The sequence below is a fragment of the Streptomyces sp. NPDC101194 genome (assembly GCF_044767885.1).
Lineage (GTDB): Bacteria > Actinomycetota > Actinomycetes > Streptomycetales > Streptomycetaceae > Streptomyces.
In genome coordinates this window covers 26,826-48,513 of record NZ_JBIWOS010000005.1, presented here as the reverse complement: position 1 = coordinate 48,513, position 21,688 = coordinate 26,826, and the positions used below count along the sequence as shown (strand labels likewise).

Sequence of the window (21,688 nt, the reverse complement as noted above, 5' to 3'; positions counted from 1 at the left end):
CCGCCTCGTTGTCCGGATGCTCAATCCTGCACGGCTCCTCCCGCGGCGGGGTCAGGTGCAGCTGGGGAACGGCCCGTGATGTTCAGGGCGTTGGCGTATTGCTCGTCGGTGACGGGTTCGAGCCAGGTCGTGCCGTCTCCGTCTCCGGCGCCGACGACCATGGCGATGTGGGCCATGAGGTTGACGTCGGTGGCTCCGTGCCAGTGCTCCTCACCGGCGGGGCACTTGACGGTCTGACCGGCCGAGACACGTACGACGTCGCCGTCACGGGTGCCGACCAGGCCGGTGCCGTCGGTGATGTAGAGGGTCTGGCCGTTGGCGTGGGAGTGCCAGTTGGTGCGGGCTCCGGGCGTGAAGCGGACCAGGGCGGAAGCGAGGCGGGCCGGTTCGGTGGGCGACTCGATCGGGTTGAGGCAGACGTCGCCGGTGAAGCGTTCGGCCGGGGCCTTGACGGTGGGGGTTTCGGTGACGTGTTCCATGGCGATCTTTCCTTCAGCGGCGTGTCGCGACCCAGGACCCGCACGCCCGGCAGGACCGCGTTCACGCAGGTCACCGGGCCGTTGACCGAGAAGTCCGGAGGGGCGCACAGATCGGTGGCGGGGCCTGCGCCGACCAGTGCGAACGCGGTCATGATGAGTCCTTGACGGGGCAGGGGCCGGGCACTGCATGCCCGGCCGCGGGTGGGGTCAGGGAGTGAGGAGGGTTTTGATGGCGCGGCGCTCGTCCATCGCCTGGTAGCCGTCGGCGACCTGCTCCAGGGGCAGGGTGAGGTCGAAGACCTTGCCCGGGTCGATCCGGCCGGTCAGTACCCGGCCGATCAGGTCGGGCAGGTAGCGTCGCACGGGGGCGGGGCCGCCGCGCAGGCCGACGTGGGAGAAGAACAGTTCCTGCCCGTCGACGGCGACCTCGTGGGGGACGCCGACGAAGCCGACGTTGCCTCCGGGGCGTGCTGCTCGCACGGCCTGCTGCATGGCCTGGGCGGTGCCGACGCACTCCAGCACACTGTCGGCGCCGATGCCGCCGGTGAGGTCCTTGACCCGGGCGACTCCTTCGTCGCCACGCTCGGTGACGATGTCGGTGGCGCCGAACTCCAGGGCGAGCTTCTGCCGGGGTTCGTGGCGGCTCATCGCGATGATCCGCTCGGCGCCCATTTCGTTGGCTGCGATGATCGCGCACAGCCCGACAGCGCCGTCGCCGACCACCACGACGGTAGAGCCCGGCTCGACTTCCGCGGCGTCGGCGGCCCACCAGCCCGTGCCCATGACGTCGGAGACGGCCAGCAGGCCGGGCCAGAACCGCTCGTCGGGGTTCTCGTCGGTGGCGACCAGGGTGCCCTGGGCGTTGGGGATGCGGACGTAGTCGGCCTGGCAGGTGCTCATGAACTCGCGATGCAGGCAGTTGGACTGGAAGCCGTTGCGGCAGTTGGCACAGGTGTTGTCCGAGGTGGCGAACGAGCCGACGACGAACTGGCCCGGCTGGACCGAGGTGACCGCACTGCCGACCTCCTCGACGAAGCCGACGTACTCGTGCCCCATCGGATGCGGATCGCCGGTCGGTTCCAGGCCGCGGTACGGCCACAGGTCCGAGCCGCACACACAGGTGACGGCCGTGCGGATGATCGCGTCGGTCGGGTGGAGGATCTTCGGGTCGTCCAGGGTCTCGAACCGGACATCGCCGGGGGCGTGGATCACTGCTCCGCGCATGAGGGGTTCCTTACGTACTGAGGTGTGCGCCGGCAGCGGGAACTGGCGGCGCCGGGTGCAGGTGCGGACGGGGCTCGGGCGGCGAGCCGCCCGTGCCGGGTCCGGGCGCCTCACCGGACCGGCCGCCTGCACGGCCGGAGGACGAGCGCCACGTCTTCCAGGGAACCGGCTCCTCGCGTGCGCAGCGAGTCACCGTCAAGGGGTGTACCGGCAGTACATCCCTCGGCCCGCGTGCGGGACGTACCGTCGAGGTGTGGACAATCGAGAAGAGGTCCGCGAGTTCCTCACCTCGCGGCGCGCAAAGATCACCCCGGAGCAGGCAGGGCTGCCGTCCGGCAGTCGGCGACGTGTGCCCGGCCTGCGCAGGAGCGAGGTCGCCGCGCTCGCCGACATGAGCGTGGAGTACTACGCCAAGCTCGAACGCGGCAGTCTCGCCGGTGTCTCACCGTCCGTCCTCGAAGCCGTCGCCCGCGCCCTTCAGCTCGACGACGCCGAACGTGCCCACCTGCTGAACCTGGCCCAGGCCGCGGACGGCTCCGACGCCCTCACCCGCCCCCGGCGCCGCAGCACCCGGCAGTGGAGGCCGCACCGCAGCCTGCAATGGACCCTGGACGCCATCACCACCGGGCCCGCGTTCGTCCGCAACGCCCGCATGGACATCCTCGCCGCGAACCGGCTCGCACGCGCCTTTTACACCGACGTCTACGCAACCCCCGGAAATCAGGCGAACCTCGCCCGCTTCAACTTCCTCGACCCCGCCTCCCGCTGCTTCTACCCCGACTGGGACACCTTCGCCGACGTCGCCGTCGCCATCCTGCGCACCGAAGCCGGCCGCAACCCCCACGACAGGGATCTGCACGACCTCGTCGGTGAACTGTCCACCCGCAGCGACGAGTTCCGCTCCCGTTGGGGCGCCCACGACGTCCGCCACCACGGCACCGGCACCAAACGCTTCCATCACCCGACTGTCGGCGAACTCACCCTCGCCTACGAGGGCCTGGACATGGCCGCCGAACCCGGGCTCACCCTCACCATCTACACCGCCGAACCCGGCTCCCCGTCCGAGGAGGGGCTGCGCCTCCTCGCCTCCTGGGCCGCCACACAAGAAACCGACGCCGCCACTGAACCGTTCACCATCAGCTGACCACGGCTGACGTGAACCGAGCCGCTTCGCCGCCGCACACCCGGCTCCGGTCCCGGCGGGCCGGGATCCGGCGACCTGTGACGCGTACGTGGACTTCGTCCGTGCCCCTGGTACGCCGCCGACAGGACCGCGCCCCTGATGCCGGGTACGAGCGCCTGTGACTGTTCCCCGGCTCCCACGCGGGACGGCCGCTCGAACCGCACCCGGACGTCCCTCCGCCTTGCGATGCACCGCATCCGACGCCGCGCGCTGATCCACCAGGGATTGCGGGACAGCCCTTGGTCTTCGGCGGCCTTCCGGGCTTCAGTCGGCCGCCGGGAGCCGGGACGCCGATGCCAGCGGCTTCAGCCTCGACTACGCCGCCGAAAACGCCGGACGCATCAGCGACCAGTGGCGGGCGCTGCCGCGGGTCGGAGTCTCGTGTGCCACTCCACGCCGTCGGTACGCCTACCGAGCCCCTGCCGTGGGCACCGGCAGGGGATTACGGGACAGCCCTCAGCGGGCAGTCCGGTTCTTGATCCCGCCGAGCACGGTGTCGAGCATCCGGTCGAACTCCGTCAGGGATCCGAAGTCGGCCATGAGGGGGGTGAGGGCGGCCATGGCCGGGTACGAGGCGGGATCGAACGCGGGCACGGCGCTGGGTCCGTCGGGCCCGCCGCTCGTGCGTGCGAGCAGGTGTCCGTTGAGGAAACTGAACAGCACCATGGGCGCGTCCGCGACCACCTGGTGGGGCAGACCGGCCTCACTCATCGCGGCGACCAGCCTCTCCAGGGCGGAGACGGCAACCGGCGAGGTCTGCGCGCGCGTCACGAGCAGCGGGAACACACGGGGGTGCCGGTAAGCCATCTCGCGGTAGCTGTGCGCAGTCCGGCGGGCGATGTCCTCCCAGCCGTGGGACGCGCTGTCGTCCACAGTGGCCGCCACCTCGGCGAGCACTGCTTCGGACATCGCGTCCAGCAGGGCCGCCTTGCCCTTGATGTGATGGTAGATCGACATCGGGTCTACCCCGAGCTCCTGCGCGAGTCGGCGTACCCCGAAGTGCTCCAGGCCGTCGCGATCGACCAGTGCGACAGCGGCGGCGGCAATGCGTGCGTGGTCGAGTCCCGCTGAGGTTCCCCGAGCGCGTCTGGCCATGTCCGCTCCTTTCTCCTCCTTGCCAAACCTACACCGTAGAAATTACCGTGCTGAACGCAAACCTACGTCGTAGGTTTCAAACCGTCATCCGGCCGAGGAGGAGATATGGATGAGGTCACTGTCACGGAGCGGCCGCCGGAGCCGGACTGGCCGGCGATGACGGCCGAGGAACTGGTCGCCTACCGCGACGCGGAGAACCGCTTTCGGGCATCACGGGCAGCGCGGGCGATCATCGGGGAACCGGATCCCGGCGCCACGATCCGCTGGCAGGAGGTTGCGCTGCCCGGGCGCGAACTTCCGGTTCGGGTGTACCGGCCGGCCCCCGGGGACGACGGCGAAGGCGCCGACCCGGCGGAGCTGCCCCTCGTGCTCCATGTGCACGGAGGCAGCTTCGTGGGCACGGCGGTGCAGTGCGACTGGACCAACAGTCACCTCGCCGCCCGACTGCCCGCGGTCGTCGTCTCGGTCGAGCACCGCCTCCTCGACCCGGGAACTCCGCTGTCAGCGGCCGTCGACGACGGATGGGACGTGCTCCAGCACGTGGTGCGGCACGCCGCGCGGTGGGGCATCGCCCCGGCGAGGATCGCCGTCTTCGGCGAGAGCTGCGGCGCGTTGATCAGCGCCCTGGCAGCGATCCGGGCCAAGCGGACCGGCCTGCATCTCCAGGGGCAGGTGCTGGTCAACCCCGCTGTCGATGTCACCGGCACGATGCTCGACCACGCCTCGGTCACCGAACACGCCCATAAGACCCTCACCGTGCCCCAACTGCGACTTTTCCAGCGACTCTCCGTTCCACCGGGAACCGACCCCCGTGCGCTCTCACCTCTCTACGCCGACAACCTCGGCGAACTGGCTCCGGCGCTCGTCGTGGTGCCGACCCACGACCCTGTCGCCGATCACGGCCGACGCTACGCCGAACGGCTGCGGGCGGCCGGGACACCCACGCGGCTCACCGAATACCCCGGATCGGGACACGCGTTCCTCACCATGCCGGGCGTGGATCCGCAGGCCCGGGCCGCGCGGACCGAGATCCTCCAATTCCTCCGAGCCACCCTCACCGCGTGACCAGCAAGGAGAGCACTCCAATGAGGAAGACACGTCACGAGCGAATGGCCGTCGGAGCGATGTACACGGGCCTCGGGCTCACCGTCGTCGCGACGACCGTTCCGTATGTCGACCGTGCCACCACCCATCTGCTCGCCGAGCACATCCGGGCCGGCTATCCCACGTACACCCAGGCGCGAGTCGACTCGGCTGTCTCCACGTACCTGGTCCTCCTGTCCGTGATCGGAGCGCTCGGCGTCATCGCCTGGCTCTGGACGATCCGGGCGGTCAGGACGGGCAAGCGGTGGGCTCGTCCTGCCGCGACCGTGATGTTCGTGCTCGGCACAAGTGTCGGGTTGACCGGGCTGCTCACCAAGGACACCTCCGGCGCCACCGGCCTGCCGCCGGCGCTGGGTTGGGCCGGGATGGCTCCCTGCCTGGCGGCCCTACTGGCGATCACGCTGCTGTGGAGACGACCGCGACTGGCGTGACGACGGACCCCGCGCGTGATGGGCCGCCCTGCGTGTGCTGGCCCTCCGCGTCGGTCACGGTGATTCTTGGTTGCCCGGGGCTCGGCGGACGGCGATGATTCTCCTCATGTCCGACGCTGCGTCTGCGGGTTCCTCGCTACGGCCGTATCCCAAGATCTCTGCCAAGGGACGGGTCGGCGTGTCCGGGGTCCGGGAGTGGGTCGCGGTGGAAAAGGTGCACGGAGCACACTTTGCGGTGGTGTGCGACGGCTCGGGGGTTCATCCGGCAAAGCGGCGTGAGTTGTTGGGCGACGATGCGCTGGATGGCTTCTTCGGCGTGAGCAGGGTCTGGCCGGTGCTGTCGGTGGCCGCGGCCCGATTCGCCTCGGCACTGCGCAGTGTGCGGGGTGGCGCTGAGGTGGTGACGATCTACGGTGAGCTGGCCGGCGGGTGCTACCCGCACCCGGATGTTCCTGCCGTCGCCGGGGTCGAGCCGGTGCAGACGGGCGTGTGGTACGCGCCGGGCCTGCACTGGCTGCCGTTCGACGCATCGGTCGAGAAGACTGAGGGACGTTGTTGGATCTCTGACCGTGCTCTGCGTGGAGCGGCGGCGGCGGCGGGGCTCCTGTGCCCTCCCGCTGTCGGGCACGGCGCGCTGAACAAGCTCCAGGAGTTGCCGTCCGCCTTCCCCACAGGAGTCCCGGCCCTTTTCGGGCTTCCTGAACTCGCGGGCAACCTCGCCGAAGGGTACGTCCTCAAGCCGGCCGGCGAATGGACGGAGGCGGGTTCCGAGGGCGCGGGCATGCGTCCTGTGGTCAAGGTGAAGCAGAAGGCTTTCGCCGAGGACGAGCGGTTCGACGGCGCGCGTCCCTATCTGCCACCGCCGCAGGGAGCGGCCGGAGTTCCCGCCTGGCTCCTGGCCCAGGCTTCGGCACTCCTCACGCCCGCTCGCGCGGCCGCCGTGGTCAGCAAGATGGGCCCCCGCACTCCGATGGATGCTGTGGCGGAGGAGATCACCCGGGATGTCTCGGAAGAGCTCGCCGAAGCGCTGGGGGGCCTGGAGGACACACTCGTGCGCCCGTTGGAACGAGCGCTTCTGCCTGGGGCGCGCTCCCTGGCGGTGTTCGATGCCGAGGACCGTCGTCCCTCCCGGACGAGCGGAGAGGGCGCACGGTGACGACAGCGATCGGTCGCCTCGGTGAACGACGCGGCGGGGGCTGCGCGATGACGATGTCGTAGTCGGGGAGGCAGTGGGCGAGGTCCGCAAGCGCCAGGCACCGGTGCCCGCAGAAGTTCCGGATGCCACCGCCCGGACGCCGCGCCTTCTGTGGCCGGCGATCCGGTCACGGCGCCCGGCACGCCCGTCGTCTGCGGCAGCAGGCGCTCCATTCGCCTCATGCCGAATTCGTTTGCTCACCGCCACCAGCCACGAGATCAGTTGCCGGAGGGGTTCCGGCCCGGTTCGGGCGCGGGGTTCGGCACGAAGAGACTCAGCCGGTAGGTGGTCGGCTGGATCAGGCGCCCACAGAACGTGTCCATCCGCGCCGCCGTCCAGTCGATCTGCGCGTCCGACGCCCGGAGACGGTGGATGTGAGCGCGCCATGCCGCCTCGTCCTGCGTCTCGAAGAGCACTTCCCAGCGGCCCGCCTCGCGCGCGAAGCGAGAAGCAGCCCCCCGCGCCTCATCCTGCCGCTGACGTCTTCTCTTCCGCTGCCCTGGCATCGGCTCAGCATCACTGGGCTCCGTGGACTTGGCAAGGCCGAGACCCGCATGGCCCGTTCGCAACCTTCCGGGTCACACGAGGTCGGCCCTCCGCCCAGCGACGCAAGGGGCAACTCGACCTCGAGCGGCACCGCAGCCGCACTTCCGACCAGTGGCCGTCCGCGTCCTGCAACGCACCCTCGCTCTCACCGCCGCGATCTGGCACAACGACCACACCGACCAGCCAGTCCTGACCGCCTACGGCCACTGAACCCCTTGGATTCGATCAACTAGAGGTTGTAGCCACCCGATACGTCAATGTTCTGAGCGGTGACCCAGCGGCTCTCGTCGGAGACCAGCGTGGCGATCACCGCGCCGATGTCGCCGGGTTCGCCCACGCGGCCGAGCGCGGTTCTGGCGGCGAGGGCCGGGACGACCTCGGGGAACCGGGTGAAGGCGTCGTCGGCGATCCGGGTGCGGGTCGATCCCGGTGAGACAGCGTTGACGCGAATGCCTCGCGTGCTGAACTCCTTGGCCATGTAGCGGGTCAGCACATTCAGGCCGCCCTTCATCGACGCGTAGGCCGAGTAGCCGGGCTTCAGGGCTGCCGCTGAGTTGCTGCTGGTGTTGACGATGGCGCCGCCGTCCGCCATCAGGGGCAGCGGCCGCTGCGTCAGGAAGTACGGTCGGTCACCGGGCAGTTCACCCAGGCCGAACCGGGCCGTCACCAGCAGGACCGTGCACCGCAACCTGCCTCCCGCCCTTGTGTATTCCGCTCGCAGGCCGCGTGTGCGAGCCGGTCAGTTCACTGCGTCGGCGGCCGCGAATCGCATCACGTCCTGACTGGGCGGCGCGCCAAAGAGGCGCCGGTACTCTCGGCTGAACTGGGACGGACTGTCGTATCCCACGCGATATCCGATGTACGCGATGTCTTTCGGATGTGCCGCTAGAAGAAGGCGAGCCTGATGGAGCCTGATCTGCTTCTGGAACTGGATCGGACTCATTCCGGTGACCGCCTGGAAATTCCGGTAGAACGCGGAAGTGCTCATTCCGATCAGCTCGGCCACGTCGTCCACCCGGAACGGCTGTTTGTAGTTCTCCCTGATCCAGTGCACAGCTCTGGCGATGTGCGAGAGCTTGCTGTCGGCGAGACCGATCTGGCGGACCGTCGCCCCCTGCTCGCTCGTGATCAGGCGCCACAGGATCTCGCGTTTGACCAGGGGGGCGAGCATGTCCCTGTCCCGTGGCCGTTCGAGCAGGCGCACCAGGCGCACGGCGGCGTCGAGGAGTTCGTCGGACGCGGTGCTGACGGCGATGGCCGGGGGTGCGCTGCCGTTCGCCGGGAAACTGCCGGATGCGGCCTGCAGCATCATCTCGGCGATCTCCGAAGGCTGCAGGAGCAGGCCGAGCCCCAGGGCCGGCCGGTCCGCCGTGGCCCCGACGAAGTGACCGGAGACGGGCAGGTCCACCGATGCGACCAGGTACTGGCCGGGTCCGTACTCGTGCACGTACTCGCCCAGAGCGAGACGTTTGGTGCCTTGGGCGATCAGCGCCATGACCGTTCCGCTCATGACCGCATGAGAGGCCGGCGACTCCTCACGGCCTATCAGTACGCCCTCGATGGCAGTCGTCGCGTCGGCTCGGACATGACGCGCCAACAGGGTTCGGAGCTCATCCAGCAGCATGCACCGATTGATACACCGAAGACGGGGACAGGTCCAACATTCCTTGCTGCCCCTGCGAGACGGCCGAGAGCATTGTGCAAGGCTTCGCGACTATCGGGCAAAGAAGTTGCGCAGGCGACCTGATTGAATCTCAGTCATCCCCCACGGTTCATAATTCGCCGGCCCGTTGAGTTGAGGAAGGAGGAGCGAAATGACAGACGGAACCCACAGCGAAATTCTTCTCCGCGTCAATGGACAGACGCATCGTCTGAAGGTCGACAACCGCAGGACATTGCTCGACGCGCTCCGTGAAGACATTGGTCACACAGGACCGAAAAAGGGCTGCGACCGCGGGCAGTGCGGCGCGTGCACGGTGCTGCTGGACGGCCGGCGCGTGGTGTCCTGCCTGACGCTGGCGGTCGCCGGTGACGGCTCGGACGTCACGACGGTCGAGGGGCTGGCCTCCGACGGTGAACTGCACCCGCTGCAGCAGACGTTCGTCCAGCTCGACGGATTCCAGTGCGGGTACTGCACACCCGGGCAGCTCTGCTCCGCGGCCGGGATGCTGGCCGAGCACGCGGCAGGCTGGCCCAGCGCGGTCACCGCCGACGTGTCACCCGGGGGACCGGCACCGGAGCTGGACGCCGCGGAGGTACGCGAGCGCCTGAGCGGCAACCTGTGCCGCTGCGGCGCATACCCGTCCATCGTCCGTGCCGTGTTGGAGACAGCGTCCCGGACGGAGGCGACGGGATGAAGGAGTTCACCTACCAGCGGCCCGCACACGTACGTGACGCGCTTGCCCTGGTCGCCGACGACGGCGCCCGTTTTCTGGGCGGCGGAACCAATCTCGTCGACCTGATGAAGGACGGCATCGAGATGCCCACGCGACTCGTGGACGTGCGTCACCTGCCGCTGGACGGCATCCGCGAGACACCCGACGGAGGCCTCATCGTCGGTGCGACGACGACCAACAGCGACCTTGCGGCCCACCCCGAGGTGCGCCGCCGGTACCCGGCCCTCAGCCAGGCAGTGCTGGCAGGCGCGTCGGGACAACTGCGCAACATGGCGACGGTCGGCGGCAACCTCCTGCAGCGCACCCGGTGCGGGTACTTCGCAGACCTCTCCCAGCCGTGCAACAAGCGCGGCCCCGGCAGCGGCTGCGCCGCGATCAACGGAGAGCACCACAACCACGCGATCCTCGACCGGTCCGAGCTCTGCGTGGCCACCCATCCCTCGGACATGACCGTGGCACTGGCTGCGTTCGACGCCCGAGTGCACTACGAGACCCTGGACGGGGCCCACGAGATCCCGCTGTCCGAGTTCTACCTGCCGGTCGGTGAGAGTCCGCAGCGGGAAACGGCGCTGCCCCGCGGCGCCCTGATCACCGCCATCACCCTGCCGGCCGGCGCGGCGAGCCCGCGATCGCGCTATCGCAAGGTCCGCGAACGCGCCTCCTACGCCTTCGCCAACGTGTCTGTCGCAGCCGCGCTGGACGTCCACGAGGGTGTCGTGCAAGGTGCGCGGATCGCGCTCGGCGGCGTCGCCTCCCGGCCCTGGCGTGCCCACGCCGCCGAGACCGCCCTGAGGGACGCCCCCGCCACCTCCGACCGTTTCCGAGCCGCCGCCGACGCGGAACTGGCCGCCGCGCGTCCGCTGCGCGACAACGCGTACAAGGTCACGCTGGCCCGCAACCTCGTCGTGGCCGTCCTGACCGAGCTCGCCCACCGGGCCGAGTGACGAACCGCTCCCGTCACAGGTCCTGAAGGAGATCACCACATGGACGACACTTCCTCGACCAGCCTCGCCCCGACACCTGCCGTCCCGCCGGCCGACACGAACGAACCACCGCCGGGGCCCGTCGGCACATCACGGCCCCGGGTGGAGGGACCGGCCAAGGTCACCGGCGCGGTGCGCTACGCCGCGGACGAGCCGATGAGCGACCTGGCGCACGGCTGGGTCGTCACCTCCACGGTGACCCGCGGACGCATCCGCGAACTCGACACCACCGCCGCGCTGGCCATGCCCGGCGTCCTGGGTGTGATCGACCACCGAAACGCGCCCCGGCTCAACCCGGAAGCGGGATCGTTCTTCGGCCCCGACGGCGGCATGCACCTGCTGCAGAGCGAGGAGATCCCGCACTCCGGCCGGCCGATCGCCCTGGTGGTGGCAAGGACGGCGGAGCAGGCCCGGTCGGCTGCCATGGCACTACGGGTCACGTACGACGAGGAACCGCACGACGTCGACTTCTCGCCCGGCCACCCCGCCGCCCGCCCGGCCACACCGCACTTCGGAGAGGACGCCACCGTCGGCGACGTGGACGCGGAACTCGCCGCGAGCGCGGTGGTCGTCGACGAGCGCTACGTCACGCCCGAGGAACACGGCGCCGCCGTGGAGCCGCACTCCGCGACCGCCTGGTGGGACGGCGAGCGCCTGCAGATCGTCGACTCCAACCAGGCACCCTTCCTGGTCGCCATGACCGTGGCCACGCTCTTCCGCCTGGACCCGAAGGAGGTGCGCGTCCGGTCCCTCCACGTCGGCGGCGGCTTCGGATCCAAGTCGGGTACGTGCGGACCTCAGTTGGTCCTCGCGGTGATGGCGACGAAGATGTTCGACCTGCCGGTACGCGTCACCCTGACCCGCACCCAGGTGTTTCAGATCGTCTCGATGCGCCCGGCGACCGACCAGCGCGTACGGATCGGGGCGGACCCCGACGGCCGGCTGCGGGCCATCGACCACGCGGCGGCCTTCGAGATCTCCAAGCTCGCGGACTACCTCGAGAACTGCACCGAACTCACCAACACGCTCTACGCGGCACGGGCGATCCGTACCCGGCGCACCGCTGTTCCGATCGACATCCTGCCGCCGTACTCGGTGCGCGGGCCCGGCACCACCCCGGGCTCGTTCGCCCTCGAATCCGCCATGGACGAGGTCGCCGAGCGCCTGGGCATGGACCCCCTCGAACTCCGGCTGCGCAACGAACCCGCCGTCGGCCCTGTCACCGGCCTGCCCTTCAGCCGCCGCAACCTCGTCGCATGCCTCACGGAGGGCGCCCGCCGGTTCAGCTGGGCCACCCGCGACCACCGGCCGCGCATGCGCAGGGAAGGACATCTCCTCGTCGGCACCGGGCTGGCGGCCACGTCCTTCGCCGCGGGGGCGCTGCCCTCCTCGGCATCGATCACCGCCGAGACCGACGGGACCTTCACCGTGGCCGTCGGCGCCAGCGACATCGGCCAGGGCACGCGCACCGCGCTGACCGCGGTGGCGGCGGAAACTCTGCGCGTCCCCTCCGAACGGGTACGTCTGCTCATCGCCGACAGCGACCTCGGCCCCGCGTGGGGCGCCAGCGGATCCCGGGGGACCGCGTCCTGGACGTGGGCGATCACCGAGGCCGCGGCCAGGCTCCGTTCCCAACTGGACGGCACCGCACTGCCCCTGACGGCCTCGTACGAGACCACCGAGGCGCTCGGCAAGCTGCCCCTCATGGAACGGCACGCCTACAGCGCCGTGTTCTGTGAGGCGACCGTGGATCCGGCGACGGGCGAAGTACGGGTACGCCGGCTTCTGGGGATGTTCGCCGTGGGCCGTGTGATCAACCCACTGCTCGCGCGCAGCCAGCTCGTCGGCGGCATGATCATGGGGCTGTCGATGGCCCTGCACGAAGAAGGCGTGCGCGATGCGGTCACAGGACGCCACATCAACACGGACCTCGCCGGCTACCACATCGCCGCGCACGCCGACGTACCCGACATCGAAGCCGACTTCGTACCCGACTTCGAACCCGACATTCCGGCAGGGGTCAAGGGCGTCGGTGAGATCGGCACCGTGGGCACCGCGGCCGCGATCGCCAACGCCGTCTGGCACGCCACCGGCCTCCGCCGGCGAGCCCTGCCCATCCGCCTCGACCGCGTACTCGAAGAACGGCCCGGATCGTGAGCCGCCCACACCGGCCGGCAGCCCGAACGCGGCCGTCTCGGCCCGGGCCCGGCACCTGACCGGGAGACACACGTGCTGAGCGAAGTCTGGCCCTTCGTCGAAACCCACCACCAGGCAGGTCGGCCCGTCGTGCTGGCCCGACTGGTGGGCCGGGACGGTCCCGGATCACGACCGCTGGGGGCCACCATGGCCGTCGCCGACGACGGCACATGGCGCGGTTCGCTGTCGGGCGGCTGTGTCGAGGGCATCGTCCTGGACAGGGCCCGTGCCGTCCTGGCAGGCGACCCGCCCCACATGACCGCCGTCGACCCGGGGGAGGACCTGCTGCCCTGGGAAGACGCCCCGGCCTGCGCGGGCGAGCTTCGGGTCCTCATCACGCCCGCACCACCCGAGCCGGCCCGCTCCGCCATCAGCACAGCCCTGGCCGAGGACCGCCCGCTCGCGGTGCGGGTCGGTCTGCGACCGCCCCAGCGCTGGTCGACAGCAGCCACGACCGACCAACTGCCCGACATGGGAGACGCGTTCACCGAGGAACTGACCCGCCGACCACGGCTGTTGCTGATCGGCGCCACAGATCTTGCCGCAGTCCTCGCCACCCTGGCCACGACCCTGCACCGCAAGGTCGTCGTCCTCGACCCACGGCCGGGGCACGTCGCCTCCGGAGCGTTCACCGGCACCACCGCCGACGTGGTCCGTTCCTGGCCCGACGACTGGATCGCCCGCCACCCGCTCGCCGCACGCGACGCCGTCGTCGTGCTCAGCCACGACCCGCGCATCGACGATCGCGCCCTGCGCGCGGCTCTGGCAGGCCCGGCCGGATACGTCGCCGCGCTCGGCAGCCGCGCCACCCACGCGCAACGTCTGCGGCGCCTGACCGACACCCCCGGGCTGGACCGCCTGGTCGGCCCGGCAGGCCTCGATCTCGGCGGGGCGTCCCTCGCCGAGAGCGCCCTGTCCATCCTCGGCGAACTCGTCGCGGTGGAGAATGGACGCGGCGGCCGCCGCCTGCGCGACGGCAGCCTGCCCGTCCGGGCCACCAGGGCCGCAGCGCACCCCCAGCCGATCAAGTCGTAGGAAGCGAAGGGACCTGGGCGGTGCCAGTGTGCGGAGTCCGGGCCGTATGGGCCCTACCTTTTCCTCCGGATGAAGGCCATGTGCGTGGGAAAGGAAATCCGCTGCTGCCGGGTGCGGGACCTTCTGCGAGCCGGCGATTTGCCTGCCGCCCCGGACGTGCGACCGTCGGCACCGGGTGTGCCCCGTTGCCCCGTTGTCGGGAGTGCTGGTGGTGCGGGGTGTCAGCGGCGTGCGTAGTAGAGCGTGTTGTGCGCGGTGTCCGGTAGGTACAGTACGTCGTTCCCGTCCGAGTCGCGCCGTACTGCGAGCCGGTCCGCGCTGACGCCCGGCGCGGCGGGTTGCGAGGTCCATGTGCCGCCCGACTCGGTCGCGGCGAAGACACGGTCGGTGCCTGAGCCGGTCACGTAGTAGACCCGCTTGGCGTCGGTCTCGTCCCAGGTGAGGCCGAGGGCCGCGGCGGTCTGGCCGCCGGCGTACACGGTCTGGCGGGCCCAGCCGCCGCTGCTCGGATACGCGTAGTACACGCGGAAGTTGCCGCTGCCGTCGGCCGAGCGGTAGCGGTAGGCGATCTTCGGGGTGGAGCCGTCGAGGGTGAGTTTGGCGCTCTGCACCGCCGGTCCCGTGTAGGCGTTGTCGATGCTCCACTCCTCACCTGCGGTGAGGTCCTGGATCACGTCGGACGTGCCGGGCGTGACCGGCGTGGTGACGGCCGTGCCCGCGCTGCTCGTGAAGGCACCGGTCGCCGGGTCGTAGCGCAGGTAGGAGAGCTGATGCCGGAAGCCGGTCGCCGGGGCCTTGGCCCATTCGTACAGGAGGTGCACGCGCCCGGCGGCGTCCACCATCAGGTCGTCGGGGTACACGGAGCGGTTCAGCGCGCCGGCGAAGGTGGCGACCGTGCTCCAGCGTGCGGCGGCGTTGTCCCAGCGGTACAGCTTGCCGGGACGCTGGTCGGCGCCGGCGCCGACGCGGGCGGCCAGGTACAGATCGCCGTTGGGTGCGGTGGTCACGACCGGGTAGGTGATGCCCACGCCCTGGTCGGGCAGTTCGGCCGCGTGGTCCGTGACGTCCCCGCCGGGGGCTTCGGTGCGGAAGTAGCGCCAGGCGTCGGCGTGCATGGAGGCGAACACGTGCAGACGGCCGCTGCCGTCGCGCGCGACGGACGGCTGGTTGTGCCCGTTGTCGTCGGGGAACTCGGCCTGCTGCCCGCTCTTGTCGAGCAGCGGCAGACGGCTCCAGACCCCGTCCGGGTCGCGCCGCGCGATGGCCGGGCGGTGCGTGGCGGCCGTCGCGCCGGGCTCGTTGAAGGCGAAGTAGGTGTACTGGCCGCGGCCCTTGTACGTGGCGACAGGCGTCCACCAGGCGGCCTGGTTCGACGAGTCCATCGCGTAGGGGACCTTCTCGATCACCGCCGTCGCGGCTGCCGTGCGGCCCGCGCTGTCGGCCTGGGCGGCCGGGACGGGTGCGAGCAGGGCGGCCAGGGCCGCGGCCGAGGCGGCGTGGGCGAGTGCTGTGGGACGTCGCAAGGTGAACTCCTTCGCGGGCGTGATGGTGAGGCGGACGGGAGCGGCCTCGCGGGCCGGGTCCACCCCCTGCGCTGCGCCGGAAACTTACAACAGATCCCGGATCATGAATAGAGCTTGCACAATGCGGATTTGAGATACGTCTTAGGGAAGGCGTGTGCGGCATGACGAAGGGTCCGGTGAAGACCAAACGGCCTTCACCGGACCCTGGAGCTGCCGCGTGCGGGCTCAGCGCTTGATGAGGGCGGTGATCTCCTCACCGGCCTTCTTCATCGCGTCCTTCGGCTTCGACTTGCCGACCAGGACGGCCTGGACCTGCTTGGCCACGGCCTCCTCGATCTGGGCGTTCTGTGCGAACTGCCAGAACGGGCTGCCGGTCGCCGTCTTGGTGATCTTGTCCGTCCACTCGGTGGTGAAGGTGTCCTTCGCGACCTTCGGGTCGGACAGGCCGGCGGTGGTGGACGGCGGGAGGGCGCGGGAGGCGAAGTACTCGGTGACGGTGGCGCGGTCGGAGGTGGCGTGCAGCGCGAACTGTGTGGCGGCCTCCTGTCCCTTGCCCTTGACGACCGCGATCACGCCGCCCCACAGCAGCGCCTGCGGTGTGTCGCCGGAGCGCAGCACCGGGCGCTGCATCGGTTGCATCGCGTCGGCCAGTGTCTTGTCCTTGGACTGGGCCGCGGTCACGCCCTTGCCGATGACGGCGTCGTCGTAGAACGCGGCTTTGCCCTGCCCGAACAGAGCGCGTGCGTCGAAGCGGTCCACGTCCGCGGCTATCAGCTTCGCGTCGTGCAGCTTCTTGTACCAGGTGACCGCGTCGACGGAGGCGTCGTCGCCGATGGTCACCTTGTCGTCCTCCATGAGCGTGCAGCCGAAGGTCTGCATCCACGGGAAGATGTCCTTGAGCTGCGCGACCTTGGTGGCCGCGGCGTAGGGCACGATGCCGCCGCCGAGCCCCTTCAGCTCCCGCAGCGCGTCCTCGAACTCCTCGACGGTGGTGGGGTGCTTCTTGATGCCGGCCTTCTCCAGGAGCTTGGAGTTGGCGATCACACCGATCGAGCCGGTGTTCCACGGCAGGCCGTACTGCTTGCCGTCGTACACGCCGCTGTCCAGCGCCACGTCCGTGTAGCCGCCCTTCAGGGCCACGGAACCGAGGTCGGCGAGCTTGCCCATCTGTGCGACCGCGGCGAGCCAGGCGATGTCGAGGTGCACCGCGCCGGTCGTCTCGCCGCCGCCGAGCTTGAGGGTGAGCTGGCTCAGGTACTCGTTGTACGGGTACGAGACCGCGCGGATCTTGGAGTTCTCGGCCTTCTCCCACGCCGCGATGATCTTCTCGATCGCGGGCTTGGCGGCCTCCTCGTTGAGCGACCAGGAGGTGAAGTCGAAGTTCTTGGACTTCGTGTCGCCTCCGTTGGAGGAGGTGCCGGCGCCGGACGGTGCGCAGGCGCCCAGCACGCCGACGCCGGCAGCGCCGAGTGCGCCGATGCCGAACATGCGCAGCGCGCCGCGCCGGCTGATACCAGAGGTGGTCATGGTGTCTCCTGGGGGAGTGGGCGGAAGGGAGGACGTGCGTGGTGGAGGGTGCGGACGGAGCCCGCGGGCTCAGCTCTTGACCGAGCCGGCGGTCATGCCGCCGACGAGGTAGCGCTGCAGGAACATGAACGCGACGACCACCGGGACGGACACCACCAGCGAGGCGGCCATCAGCTCGGGCCAGGCGGCCTGGAACTCGCCGATGTAGGTGGAGACGAGGCCGGGCGGAAGGGTCTGCTTCTCCTTGTCGGCCAGTGTCACCGCGAAGATGAAGTCGTTCCAGCCGCGGACAAAGGCGAACAGGCCGGCGGCGATCATTCCGGGCGCGGCCAGCGGCGCCACGATGGAGTGCAGCGTCCGCCATCGGGACGCGCCGTCGATGGATGCCGCCTCCAGCAGCGCGTCCGGGATGGTGTCGAAGATGCCCTTCAGCATCCAGACACACAGCGGCATCGTGAATGTGGTGAAGGACAGCACCAGGGCGGTGTACGTGTTCAGCAGGCCGAAGCTGGAGAACACGGCGTACAGCGTCACCAGCAGGAGCGCCTGCGGGAACATCTGGGACGCCAGCACCAGGTGCATCAGCGAGCGCCGCCCGCGGTAGCGGAACTTGGAGAACGAGTAGCCCATGTACGTGGCGACGACCACGCTCAGCACGGCGGTGATCGAGGCGACGATGAGGGAGTTGACCAGGTACTGGATCAGCTGGTCGTTCTCGGCCAGCGCCGTGAAGTTGCTGAAGGTGATGTCGGTGGGTACGAGCTTCGGCGGGAACTGGAAGGTCTGCTCGGGGCTGCTCAGGGCCGTGGCCAGCAGCCAGTAGACCGGCAGCATGCCGAAGGCCCCGATCACCAGGACCGCGGTCCAGGCGGCGATCCGAGAGCGCAGCAGGTCCTTGCGCATCCTGCGCCGCGCGGTGCGTCCGGCGGATGTGACGGACGGTGCCGGTCGGTCCGTGCCGGTCAGGGGGGTGGAGGTCGTGGAGGTCATCGGGCGTCGCCCTTCCGCTCGGTGATCCTGAGGTAGACGGCGACGAGGACGAGCAGGAGCAGCATCCACAGGCCGCCCAGCGCGGTCGCCCGGCCGATGTCGAAGCCCTTGAAGGCGGTCTGGTACACGGCGGTCGCGAAGGTCTCGGTGGTGCCGGCCGGTCCGCCGCCGGTGAGCACGTAGATGGTGTCGAAGTGCTGGAAGTTCCAGATGAACTCCAGGAGCAGCACGATCGAGGCGACGCCGCGGACCTGCGGCCAGGTGACGGCGAAGAAGCGCCGGATCGAGCCCGCCCCGTCCATCGAGGCCGCCTCGTGCAGTTCCTTGGGCACCGTCTGCAGACCGGCCAGGAGCATCACCATCATCCAGGGGAAGCTCGCCCAGGTCTTGGTGACGATGACGGCGAGCATGGCGGTGCCGGGCTGGCCGAGCCAGGAGATGGACTCCTCGATGATTCCGGCCTTCATGAGGATGCCGTTCAGGACGCCGTAGTTCGCGTTGAAGATCCACATCCACAGGAAGGAGACCACCACGCCGGGGATCACCCACGGGAACAGGAACAGGCCGCGCAGGAAGCCGCTTCCCTTCAGACCCGAGTTCAGTGCGAGCGCGAGCGCGAAGCCGATCACGAAGGGGACGAGCGTCGCACCGACGGTGAAGACGACCGTCTGCTTGAGGATCGTGAGGAATTCGCCGTCCAGCCAGTAGGCGAAGTTGTCCAGGCCGACGAACTCCCGGCCCGGAAGCCGCAGATCCTGCTTGAAGAAGCCGGTGAACAGCGCCGACACCAGCGGGTAGATGATGATCGTCGCGAACAGGGCGAGCCCCGGTGCGGTCAGCAGCAGTGCGAACGCGCCGTTGGAGAGCCGTCCGCCGGACCGCTCACGGCGTGGAGCGGCCTTCTGTGGAGGTGCGGCCGTACTCATGGGTGTGTCCTCTCGAACGGGGCGGGAGCGTTGGTGCGGGGCGTGGCACGGGGCGTCGTGCGCCGATGGGCGGATGCGACGCGGCCGGGTGTGAGCGGTGAGCCGCCCCGTCCCCTGCTTCGACCGAAGCCCTGTGTGAATGCCATGCATGCTCCATTGAACGCAAGTTGCAGCATGCGGGATCGTTCTCCATATCGTGCGACGGCGTCAACCCTTTTGGTCGGTGAATCGCCGGTTCTGCGCAGGGCCGGCGACATCGCCGAGCAGGCCGGACTCGGCCGTCGGCCCACGGCGGCGGTGTCGTCAGGCTGCGCCGGAAATTTACAACACATCCCACTGGATGAACAGTGGTTGCACAATATGGATGTGATGTACGTTCATGGCGGCTCCGCTGCGGCGGAGAGTATCCGAGCTTCACACCAAGGAGGCCGCACCGTGCGGGAAGAAGAGGTCCATTACGACATCGCCGTCATCGGCGGTGGCCTGGCGGGGACCTGTGCGGCCATTGCCGCGGCCCGGCTCGGCCGACGCGTCGCCCTGGTCAACAACCGGCCCGTGCTGGGCGGGAACGCCAGCAGCGAGATACGCGTCTGGGTCTGCGGCGCCACCGCCCACGGCGTGCACCGCTGGGCCCGCGAGACCGGCATCATGGGCGAGCTGTACACCGAGAACCAGTACCGCAACCCCGAGGGCAACCCCTACTACTGGGACCAGGTGGTCCTCGACGCCGTCCGTGCCGAGCCCGGCATCGACCTGTACCTCAACACCGACGTACGGGAGGCCGACGCGAGCGGCCCTGACGACGCACGCGAGGTGCACTCCTGCACCGGCTGGATGATGGGCTCCGAGCGGCGCATCACCTTCCACGCGAAGCAGTTCCTCGACTGCACCGGCGACGGCCTGCTCGGCCACCTCGCCGGCGCCCGCTACCGCATAGGCCGCGAGTCCCGGTCGGAGTTCGGTGAACCCTGGGCGCCCGAGGAGCAGGACGAGGCGCTGCTCGGATCGACGATCCTGTTCCACACCAAGGACACGGGCCGGCCGGTGAAGTTCGTACCGCCCGCCTCCGCCCGGGACCTCACCACCACGCCCATCCTGCGCAACCGCGTGCTGCGCACCGGCGACAACGGCTGCGACTACTGGTGGATCGAGTGGGGCGGCGAGCTCGACACCGTCCACGACAACGAGCGCATCCGCGACGAACTCCAGTCCGTGATCATGGGTATCTGGGACCACATCAAGAACTCCGGCGAGTTCCCGGACGCCGAGAACCTGACGCTGGAGTGGGTCGGCAGCCTCCCCGGCAAGCGGGAGTACCGCCGCTTCCTCGGCGACCACATGCTGACCCAGCAGGACATCCTGGAGCAGCGGCAGTTCGACGACCGCGTCGCATTCGGCGGCTGGTCCGTCGACCTCCACCCGGTGCAGGGCATGTACGCCGACGAGCCCGGCGCCCGCCAGCGCTACGCGGACGGCATCTTCCACATCCCCCTGCGCTCCCTGTACTCGGCGAACGTCACGAACCTCCTGTTCGCCGGGCGCAACATCTCCGCCACCCACATCGCCTTCGGCGCCACCCGCGTCATGGCCACCTGCGCCACGCTCGGCGAGGCCGCGGGCACGGCCGCCGCGCTGTGCGTCGCCGAGGGCATCGGGCCGCGCGAACTCGCCGCCAAGCGCCCCGAACTGGTGCGCCGCGCCCTGCTGCGGCAGGACGCCTCGGTCATCGGCCTCGCCGACGACGACCCCGACAACCTGGCGCGCACGGCCCGCGTCAGCGCCTCCTCGCACCTGAGCCGCCTGGCCGCCGAGCCCACGGAGGCCGCGCCCGGCGAGCCGTACCCGCTCACCCGTGACCTCGCGCTGCTGCTGCCGGTGGACCCCGCGCTCGACACGGTCGACCTGCTCGTCCACGGCGCCCCGGGCGAGGGGCCGAGCGAACTCACCGTGGAACTGTGGAGCACCGGCCGGCCCGAGAACGCGGTCCCCGTCGACCACCTGCTCACCACCACGGTGACCGTTCCGGCCGCCGGCCCCCACTGGGTCGCGGCCCGCCTCGACCACCACCCGGACACCCCTCGGAACGTCGTCCTGATCGTGCGCGCCTGCCCGGGTGCTGCGCTCGTCCTCGTCCCCGAGCGCACCGACGGCGTCCTCGCCCTGCGCAGCAGGGTCGAGGGAGACGCGGCCGTCGACCACGACATCCCGGAGGAGGACGGCCAGCTGGTCCTGGAATGGCAGGCCCGGGGCCTGCGCCGCCGGACCTTCGGCTTCCGTGCTACCCCGGACACTGCCGCGTTCCTCCCCGAGCGGGCCGTCGGGGGGTTCCAGCGCGCCTACGGGGGCCCGCAGATGTGGTCGTCCGAGCTGCTGCCCGACCCGGACCGGGCCGCGCAGTGGCTGCGCCTCGACTGGGACGAGGAGCAGCAGCTCAGCGAAACGCGCCTGGTGTTCGACGACGACGTCGACGAGTACCTCAACAACCTGCACCGCCACCGCACCCCGTTCGAGGTCATGCCGGAACTGGTCCGCGACTACCGCGTCCAGAGCCGCGAGCCCGACGGCACCTGGCGCACACTGCTGACGGTGACGGGCAACCGCCGCCGCCACCGCGTGCACGAGCTGAACGGCGCGGACGGCGGGCCCGTGCGCACCGACGCGCTGCGGCTCGTGGTGGACGCGACGCACGGGGCACGGCACGCGCATGTGATCGCGTTCAAGGCGTACGGCGCATAGCCACGCGGCGAAGGGGCCGGGGGGGGGGGGGGGGGGGCGCCCCCCCCCCCCCCCCCCCCGGGGGGGGGGGGCGGCGCCGGCGTGGGGGTGCGCCGAGCCGGGGGGGGAGTAAAACCCCC

General features: G+C 70.1%; 19 protein-coding genes and 1 pseudogene. 10 read left to right on the top strand and 10 right to left on the bottom strand.

What is annotated here, in order from left to right; translation table 11 throughout:
- Nucleotides 1-20 precede the first annotated feature (20 nt).
- Nucleotides 21-479 carry a cupin domain-containing protein gene (locus ACIRP2_RS20155; RefSeq protein ID WP_404252058.1) on the bottom strand — a complete coding sequence of 153 codons (459 nt, stop codon included), beginning with the start codon at nucleotides 477-479 and terminating at the stop codon, nucleotides 21-23.
- Nucleotides 480-686: 207 nt separating this feature from the next.
- Complete coding sequence (locus ACIRP2_RS20150) at nucleotides 687-1,703, bottom strand: zinc-dependent alcohol dehydrogenase family protein (RefSeq protein ID WP_404252056.1); 1,017 nt, start codon at nucleotides 1,701-1,703, stop codon at nucleotides 687-689.
- Between the two features lie 253 nt (nucleotides 1,704-1,956).
- Between ACIRP2_RS20150 and ACIRP2_RS20145 the strand changes: the two genes are divergently transcribed.
- Nucleotides 1,957-2,847, top strand: a complete 891-nt coding sequence (locus ACIRP2_RS20145) for a helix-turn-helix transcriptional regulator (protein ID WP_404252054.1) — start codon at nucleotides 1,957-1,959, stop codon at nucleotides 2,845-2,847.
- 495 nt (nucleotides 2,848-3,342) lie between these two features.
- Here ACIRP2_RS20145 and ACIRP2_RS20140 read toward each other — a convergent pair whose 3' ends face one another.
- The gene (locus tag ACIRP2_RS20140) at nucleotides 3,343-3,981 is read right to left on the bottom strand and encodes a TetR/AcrR family transcriptional regulator C-terminal domain-containing protein (protein ID WP_404252052.1); all 639 of its coding nucleotides are present in this window, start codon (nucleotides 3,979-3,981) and stop codon (nucleotides 3,343-3,345) included.
- Between the two features lie 105 nt (nucleotides 3,982-4,086).
- On the opposite strand from ACIRP2_RS20140, the gene ACIRP2_RS20135 reads away from it, so the two are divergent.
- From ACIRP2_RS20135 to ACIRP2_RS20125, 3 genes are all read left to right on the top strand, one after another.
- Nucleotides 4,087-5,046, top strand: a complete 960-nt coding sequence (locus tag ACIRP2_RS20135) for an alpha/beta hydrolase (RefSeq protein ID WP_404252050.1) — start codon at nucleotides 4,087-4,089, stop codon at nucleotides 5,044-5,046.
- 20 nt (nucleotides 5,047-5,066) lie between these two features.
- On the top strand, nucleotides 5,067-5,516 hold the full coding sequence (locus ACIRP2_RS20130) for a hypothetical protein (protein WP_404252048.1): 450 nt from the start codon (nucleotides 5,067-5,069) through the stop codon (nucleotides 5,514-5,516).
- Between the two features lie 94 nt (nucleotides 5,517-5,610).
- Nucleotides 5,611-6,672, top strand: coding sequence for an RNA ligase family protein (locus ACIRP2_RS20125; RefSeq protein ID WP_404252046.1), 1,062 nt, complete (start codon nucleotides 5,611-5,613; stop codon nucleotides 6,670-6,672).
- A 257-nt stretch (nucleotides 6,673-6,929) separates the two neighbouring features.
- Here the strand turns inward: ACIRP2_RS20125 and ACIRP2_RS20120 are convergent, their stop codons facing one another.
- Complete coding sequence (locus ACIRP2_RS20120; RefSeq protein WP_404252044.1) at nucleotides 6,930-7,217, bottom strand: hypothetical protein; 288 nt, start codon at nucleotides 7,215-7,217, stop codon at nucleotides 6,930-6,932.
- 95 nt (nucleotides 7,218-7,312) lie between these two features.
- Here ACIRP2_RS20120 and ACIRP2_RS20115 point away from each other — a divergent pair.
- Nucleotides 7,313-7,467: pseudogene (locus ACIRP2_RS20115) on the top strand (IS982 family transposase); the annotation flags it as partial.
- Between the two features lie 19 nt (nucleotides 7,468-7,486).
- Here ACIRP2_RS20115 and ACIRP2_RS20110 read toward each other — a convergent pair.
- A complete protein-coding gene (locus ACIRP2_RS20110) occupies nucleotides 7,487-7,945 on the bottom strand; it encodes an SDR family oxidoreductase (RefSeq protein ID WP_404252042.1) in 459 nt (152 codons plus the stop codon).
- 51 nt (nucleotides 7,946-7,996) lie between these two features.
- Nucleotides 7,997-8,881: an AraC family transcriptional regulator N-terminal domain-containing protein gene (locus ACIRP2_RS20105; RefSeq protein WP_404252040.1), complete on the bottom strand. Its 885-nt coding sequence runs from the start codon at nucleotides 8,879-8,881 to the stop codon at nucleotides 7,997-7,999.
- Between the two features lie 190 nt (nucleotides 8,882-9,071).
- On the opposite strand from ACIRP2_RS20105, the gene ACIRP2_RS20100 reads away from it, so the two are divergent.
- From ACIRP2_RS20100 to ACIRP2_RS20085, 4 genes are all read left to right on the top strand, one after another.
- On the top strand, nucleotides 9,072-9,614 hold the full coding sequence (locus tag ACIRP2_RS20100; RefSeq protein WP_404252038.1) for a (2Fe-2S)-binding protein: 543 nt from the start codon (nucleotides 9,072-9,074) through the stop codon (nucleotides 9,612-9,614).
- A complete protein-coding gene (locus tag ACIRP2_RS20095) occupies nucleotides 9,611-10,597 on the top strand; it encodes an FAD binding domain-containing protein (RefSeq protein ID WP_404252036.1) in 987 nt (328 codons plus the stop codon). The genes ACIRP2_RS20100 and ACIRP2_RS20095 overlap by 4 nt, the downstream gene beginning before the upstream one ends.
- 39 nt (nucleotides 10,598-10,636) lie before the next feature.
- Nucleotides 10,637-12,793 carry a xanthine dehydrogenase family protein molybdopterin-binding subunit gene (locus ACIRP2_RS20090; RefSeq protein WP_404252034.1) on the top strand — a complete coding sequence of 719 codons (2,157 nt, stop codon included), beginning with the start codon at nucleotides 10,637-10,639 and terminating at the stop codon, nucleotides 12,791-12,793.
- A gap of 72 nt (nucleotides 12,794-12,865) precedes the next feature.
- Nucleotides 12,866-13,867, top strand: coding sequence for an XdhC family protein (locus tag ACIRP2_RS20085; protein WP_404252033.1), 1,002 nt, complete (start codon nucleotides 12,866-12,868; stop codon nucleotides 13,865-13,867).
- 221 nt (nucleotides 13,868-14,088) lie between these two features.
- Here ACIRP2_RS20085 and ACIRP2_RS20080 read toward each other — a convergent pair whose 3' ends face one another.
- From ACIRP2_RS20080 to ACIRP2_RS20065, 4 genes are all read right to left on the bottom strand, one after another.
- A complete protein-coding gene (locus ACIRP2_RS20080) occupies nucleotides 14,089-15,390 on the bottom strand; it encodes a BNR-4 repeat-containing protein (RefSeq protein WP_404252032.1) in 1,302 nt (433 codons plus the stop codon).
- A 225-nt stretch (nucleotides 15,391-15,615) separates the two neighbouring features.
- Nucleotides 15,616-16,917: an extracellular solute-binding protein gene (locus tag ACIRP2_RS20075; RefSeq protein ID WP_404252030.1), complete on the bottom strand. Its 1,302-nt coding sequence runs from the start codon at nucleotides 16,915-16,917 to the stop codon at nucleotides 15,616-15,618.
- A gap of 69 nt (nucleotides 16,918-16,986) precedes the next feature.
- Nucleotides 16,987-17,907: a carbohydrate ABC transporter permease gene (locus tag ACIRP2_RS20070; RefSeq protein ID WP_404252028.1), complete on the bottom strand. Its 921-nt coding sequence runs from the start codon at nucleotides 17,905-17,907 to the stop codon at nucleotides 16,987-16,989.
- Nucleotides 17,904-18,833 (bottom strand): carbohydrate ABC transporter permease, encoded by a 930-nt coding sequence (locus ACIRP2_RS20065; protein WP_404252026.1) that lies wholly within the window; start codon nucleotides 18,831-18,833, stop codon nucleotides 17,904-17,906. Before ACIRP2_RS20065 ends, ACIRP2_RS20070 begins: the two co-directional genes overlap by 4 nt.
- A gap of 435 nt (nucleotides 18,834-19,268) precedes the next feature.
- Here ACIRP2_RS20065 and ACIRP2_RS20060 point away from each other — a divergent pair, with 435 nt between their 5' ends.
- Nucleotides 19,269-21,569 (top strand): FAD-dependent oxidoreductase, encoded by a 2,301-nt coding sequence (locus ACIRP2_RS20060; protein WP_404252024.1) that lies wholly within the window; start codon nucleotides 19,269-19,271, stop codon nucleotides 21,567-21,569.
- Nucleotides 21,570-21,688 lie beyond the last annotated feature (119 nt).

Coding starts and splice junctions, on each gene's coding strand:
- ACIRP2_RS20150 (WP_404252056.1), bottom strand. CDS start 1,703: ATGCGCGGAGCAGTGATCCACGCCCCCGGCGATGTCCGGTTCGAGACC.
- ACIRP2_RS20135 (WP_404252050.1), top strand. CDS start 4,087: ATGGATGAGGTCACTGTCACGGAGCGGCCGCCGGAGCCGGACTGGCCG.
- ACIRP2_RS20090 (WP_404252034.1), top strand. CDS start 10,637: ATGGACGACACTTCCTCGACCAGCCTCGCCCCGACACCTGCCGTCCCG.
- ACIRP2_RS20125 (WP_404252046.1), top strand. CDS start 5,611: ATGATTCTCCTCATGTCCGACGCTGCGTCTGCGGGTTCCTCGCTACGG.
- ACIRP2_RS20075 (WP_404252030.1), bottom strand. CDS start 16,917: ATGACCACCTCTGGTATCAGCCGGCGCGGCGCGCTGCGCATGTTCGGC.
- ACIRP2_RS20065 (WP_404252026.1), bottom strand. CDS start 18,833: ATGAGTACGGCCGCACCTCCACAGAAGGCCGCTCCACGCCGTGAGCGG.
- ACIRP2_RS20120 (WP_404252044.1), bottom strand. CDS start 7,217: ATGCCAGGGCAGCGGAAGAGAAGACGTCAGCGGCAGGATGAGGCGCGG.
- ACIRP2_RS20105 (WP_404252040.1), bottom strand. CDS start 8,881: ATGCTGCTGGATGAGCTCCGAACCCTGTTGGCGCGTCATGTCCGAGCC.
- ACIRP2_RS20070 (WP_404252028.1), bottom strand. CDS start 17,907: ATGACCTCCACGACCTCCACCCCCCTGACCGGCACGGACCGACCGGCA.
- ACIRP2_RS20100 (WP_404252038.1), top strand. CDS start 9,072: ATGACAGACGGAACCCACAGCGAAATTCTTCTCCGCGTCAATGGACAG.
- ACIRP2_RS20095 (WP_404252036.1), top strand. CDS start 9,611: ATGAAGGAGTTCACCTACCAGCGGCCCGCACACGTACGTGACGCGCTT.
- ACIRP2_RS20130 (WP_404252048.1), top strand. CDS start 5,067: ATGAGGAAGACACGTCACGAGCGAATGGCCGTCGGAGCGATGTACACG.
- ACIRP2_RS20155 (WP_404252058.1), bottom strand. CDS start 479: ATGGAACACGTCACCGAAACCCCCACCGTCAAGGCCCCGGCCGAACGC.
- ACIRP2_RS20140 (WP_404252052.1), bottom strand. CDS start 3,981: ATGGCCAGACGCGCTCGGGGAACCTCAGCGGGACTCGACCACGCACGC.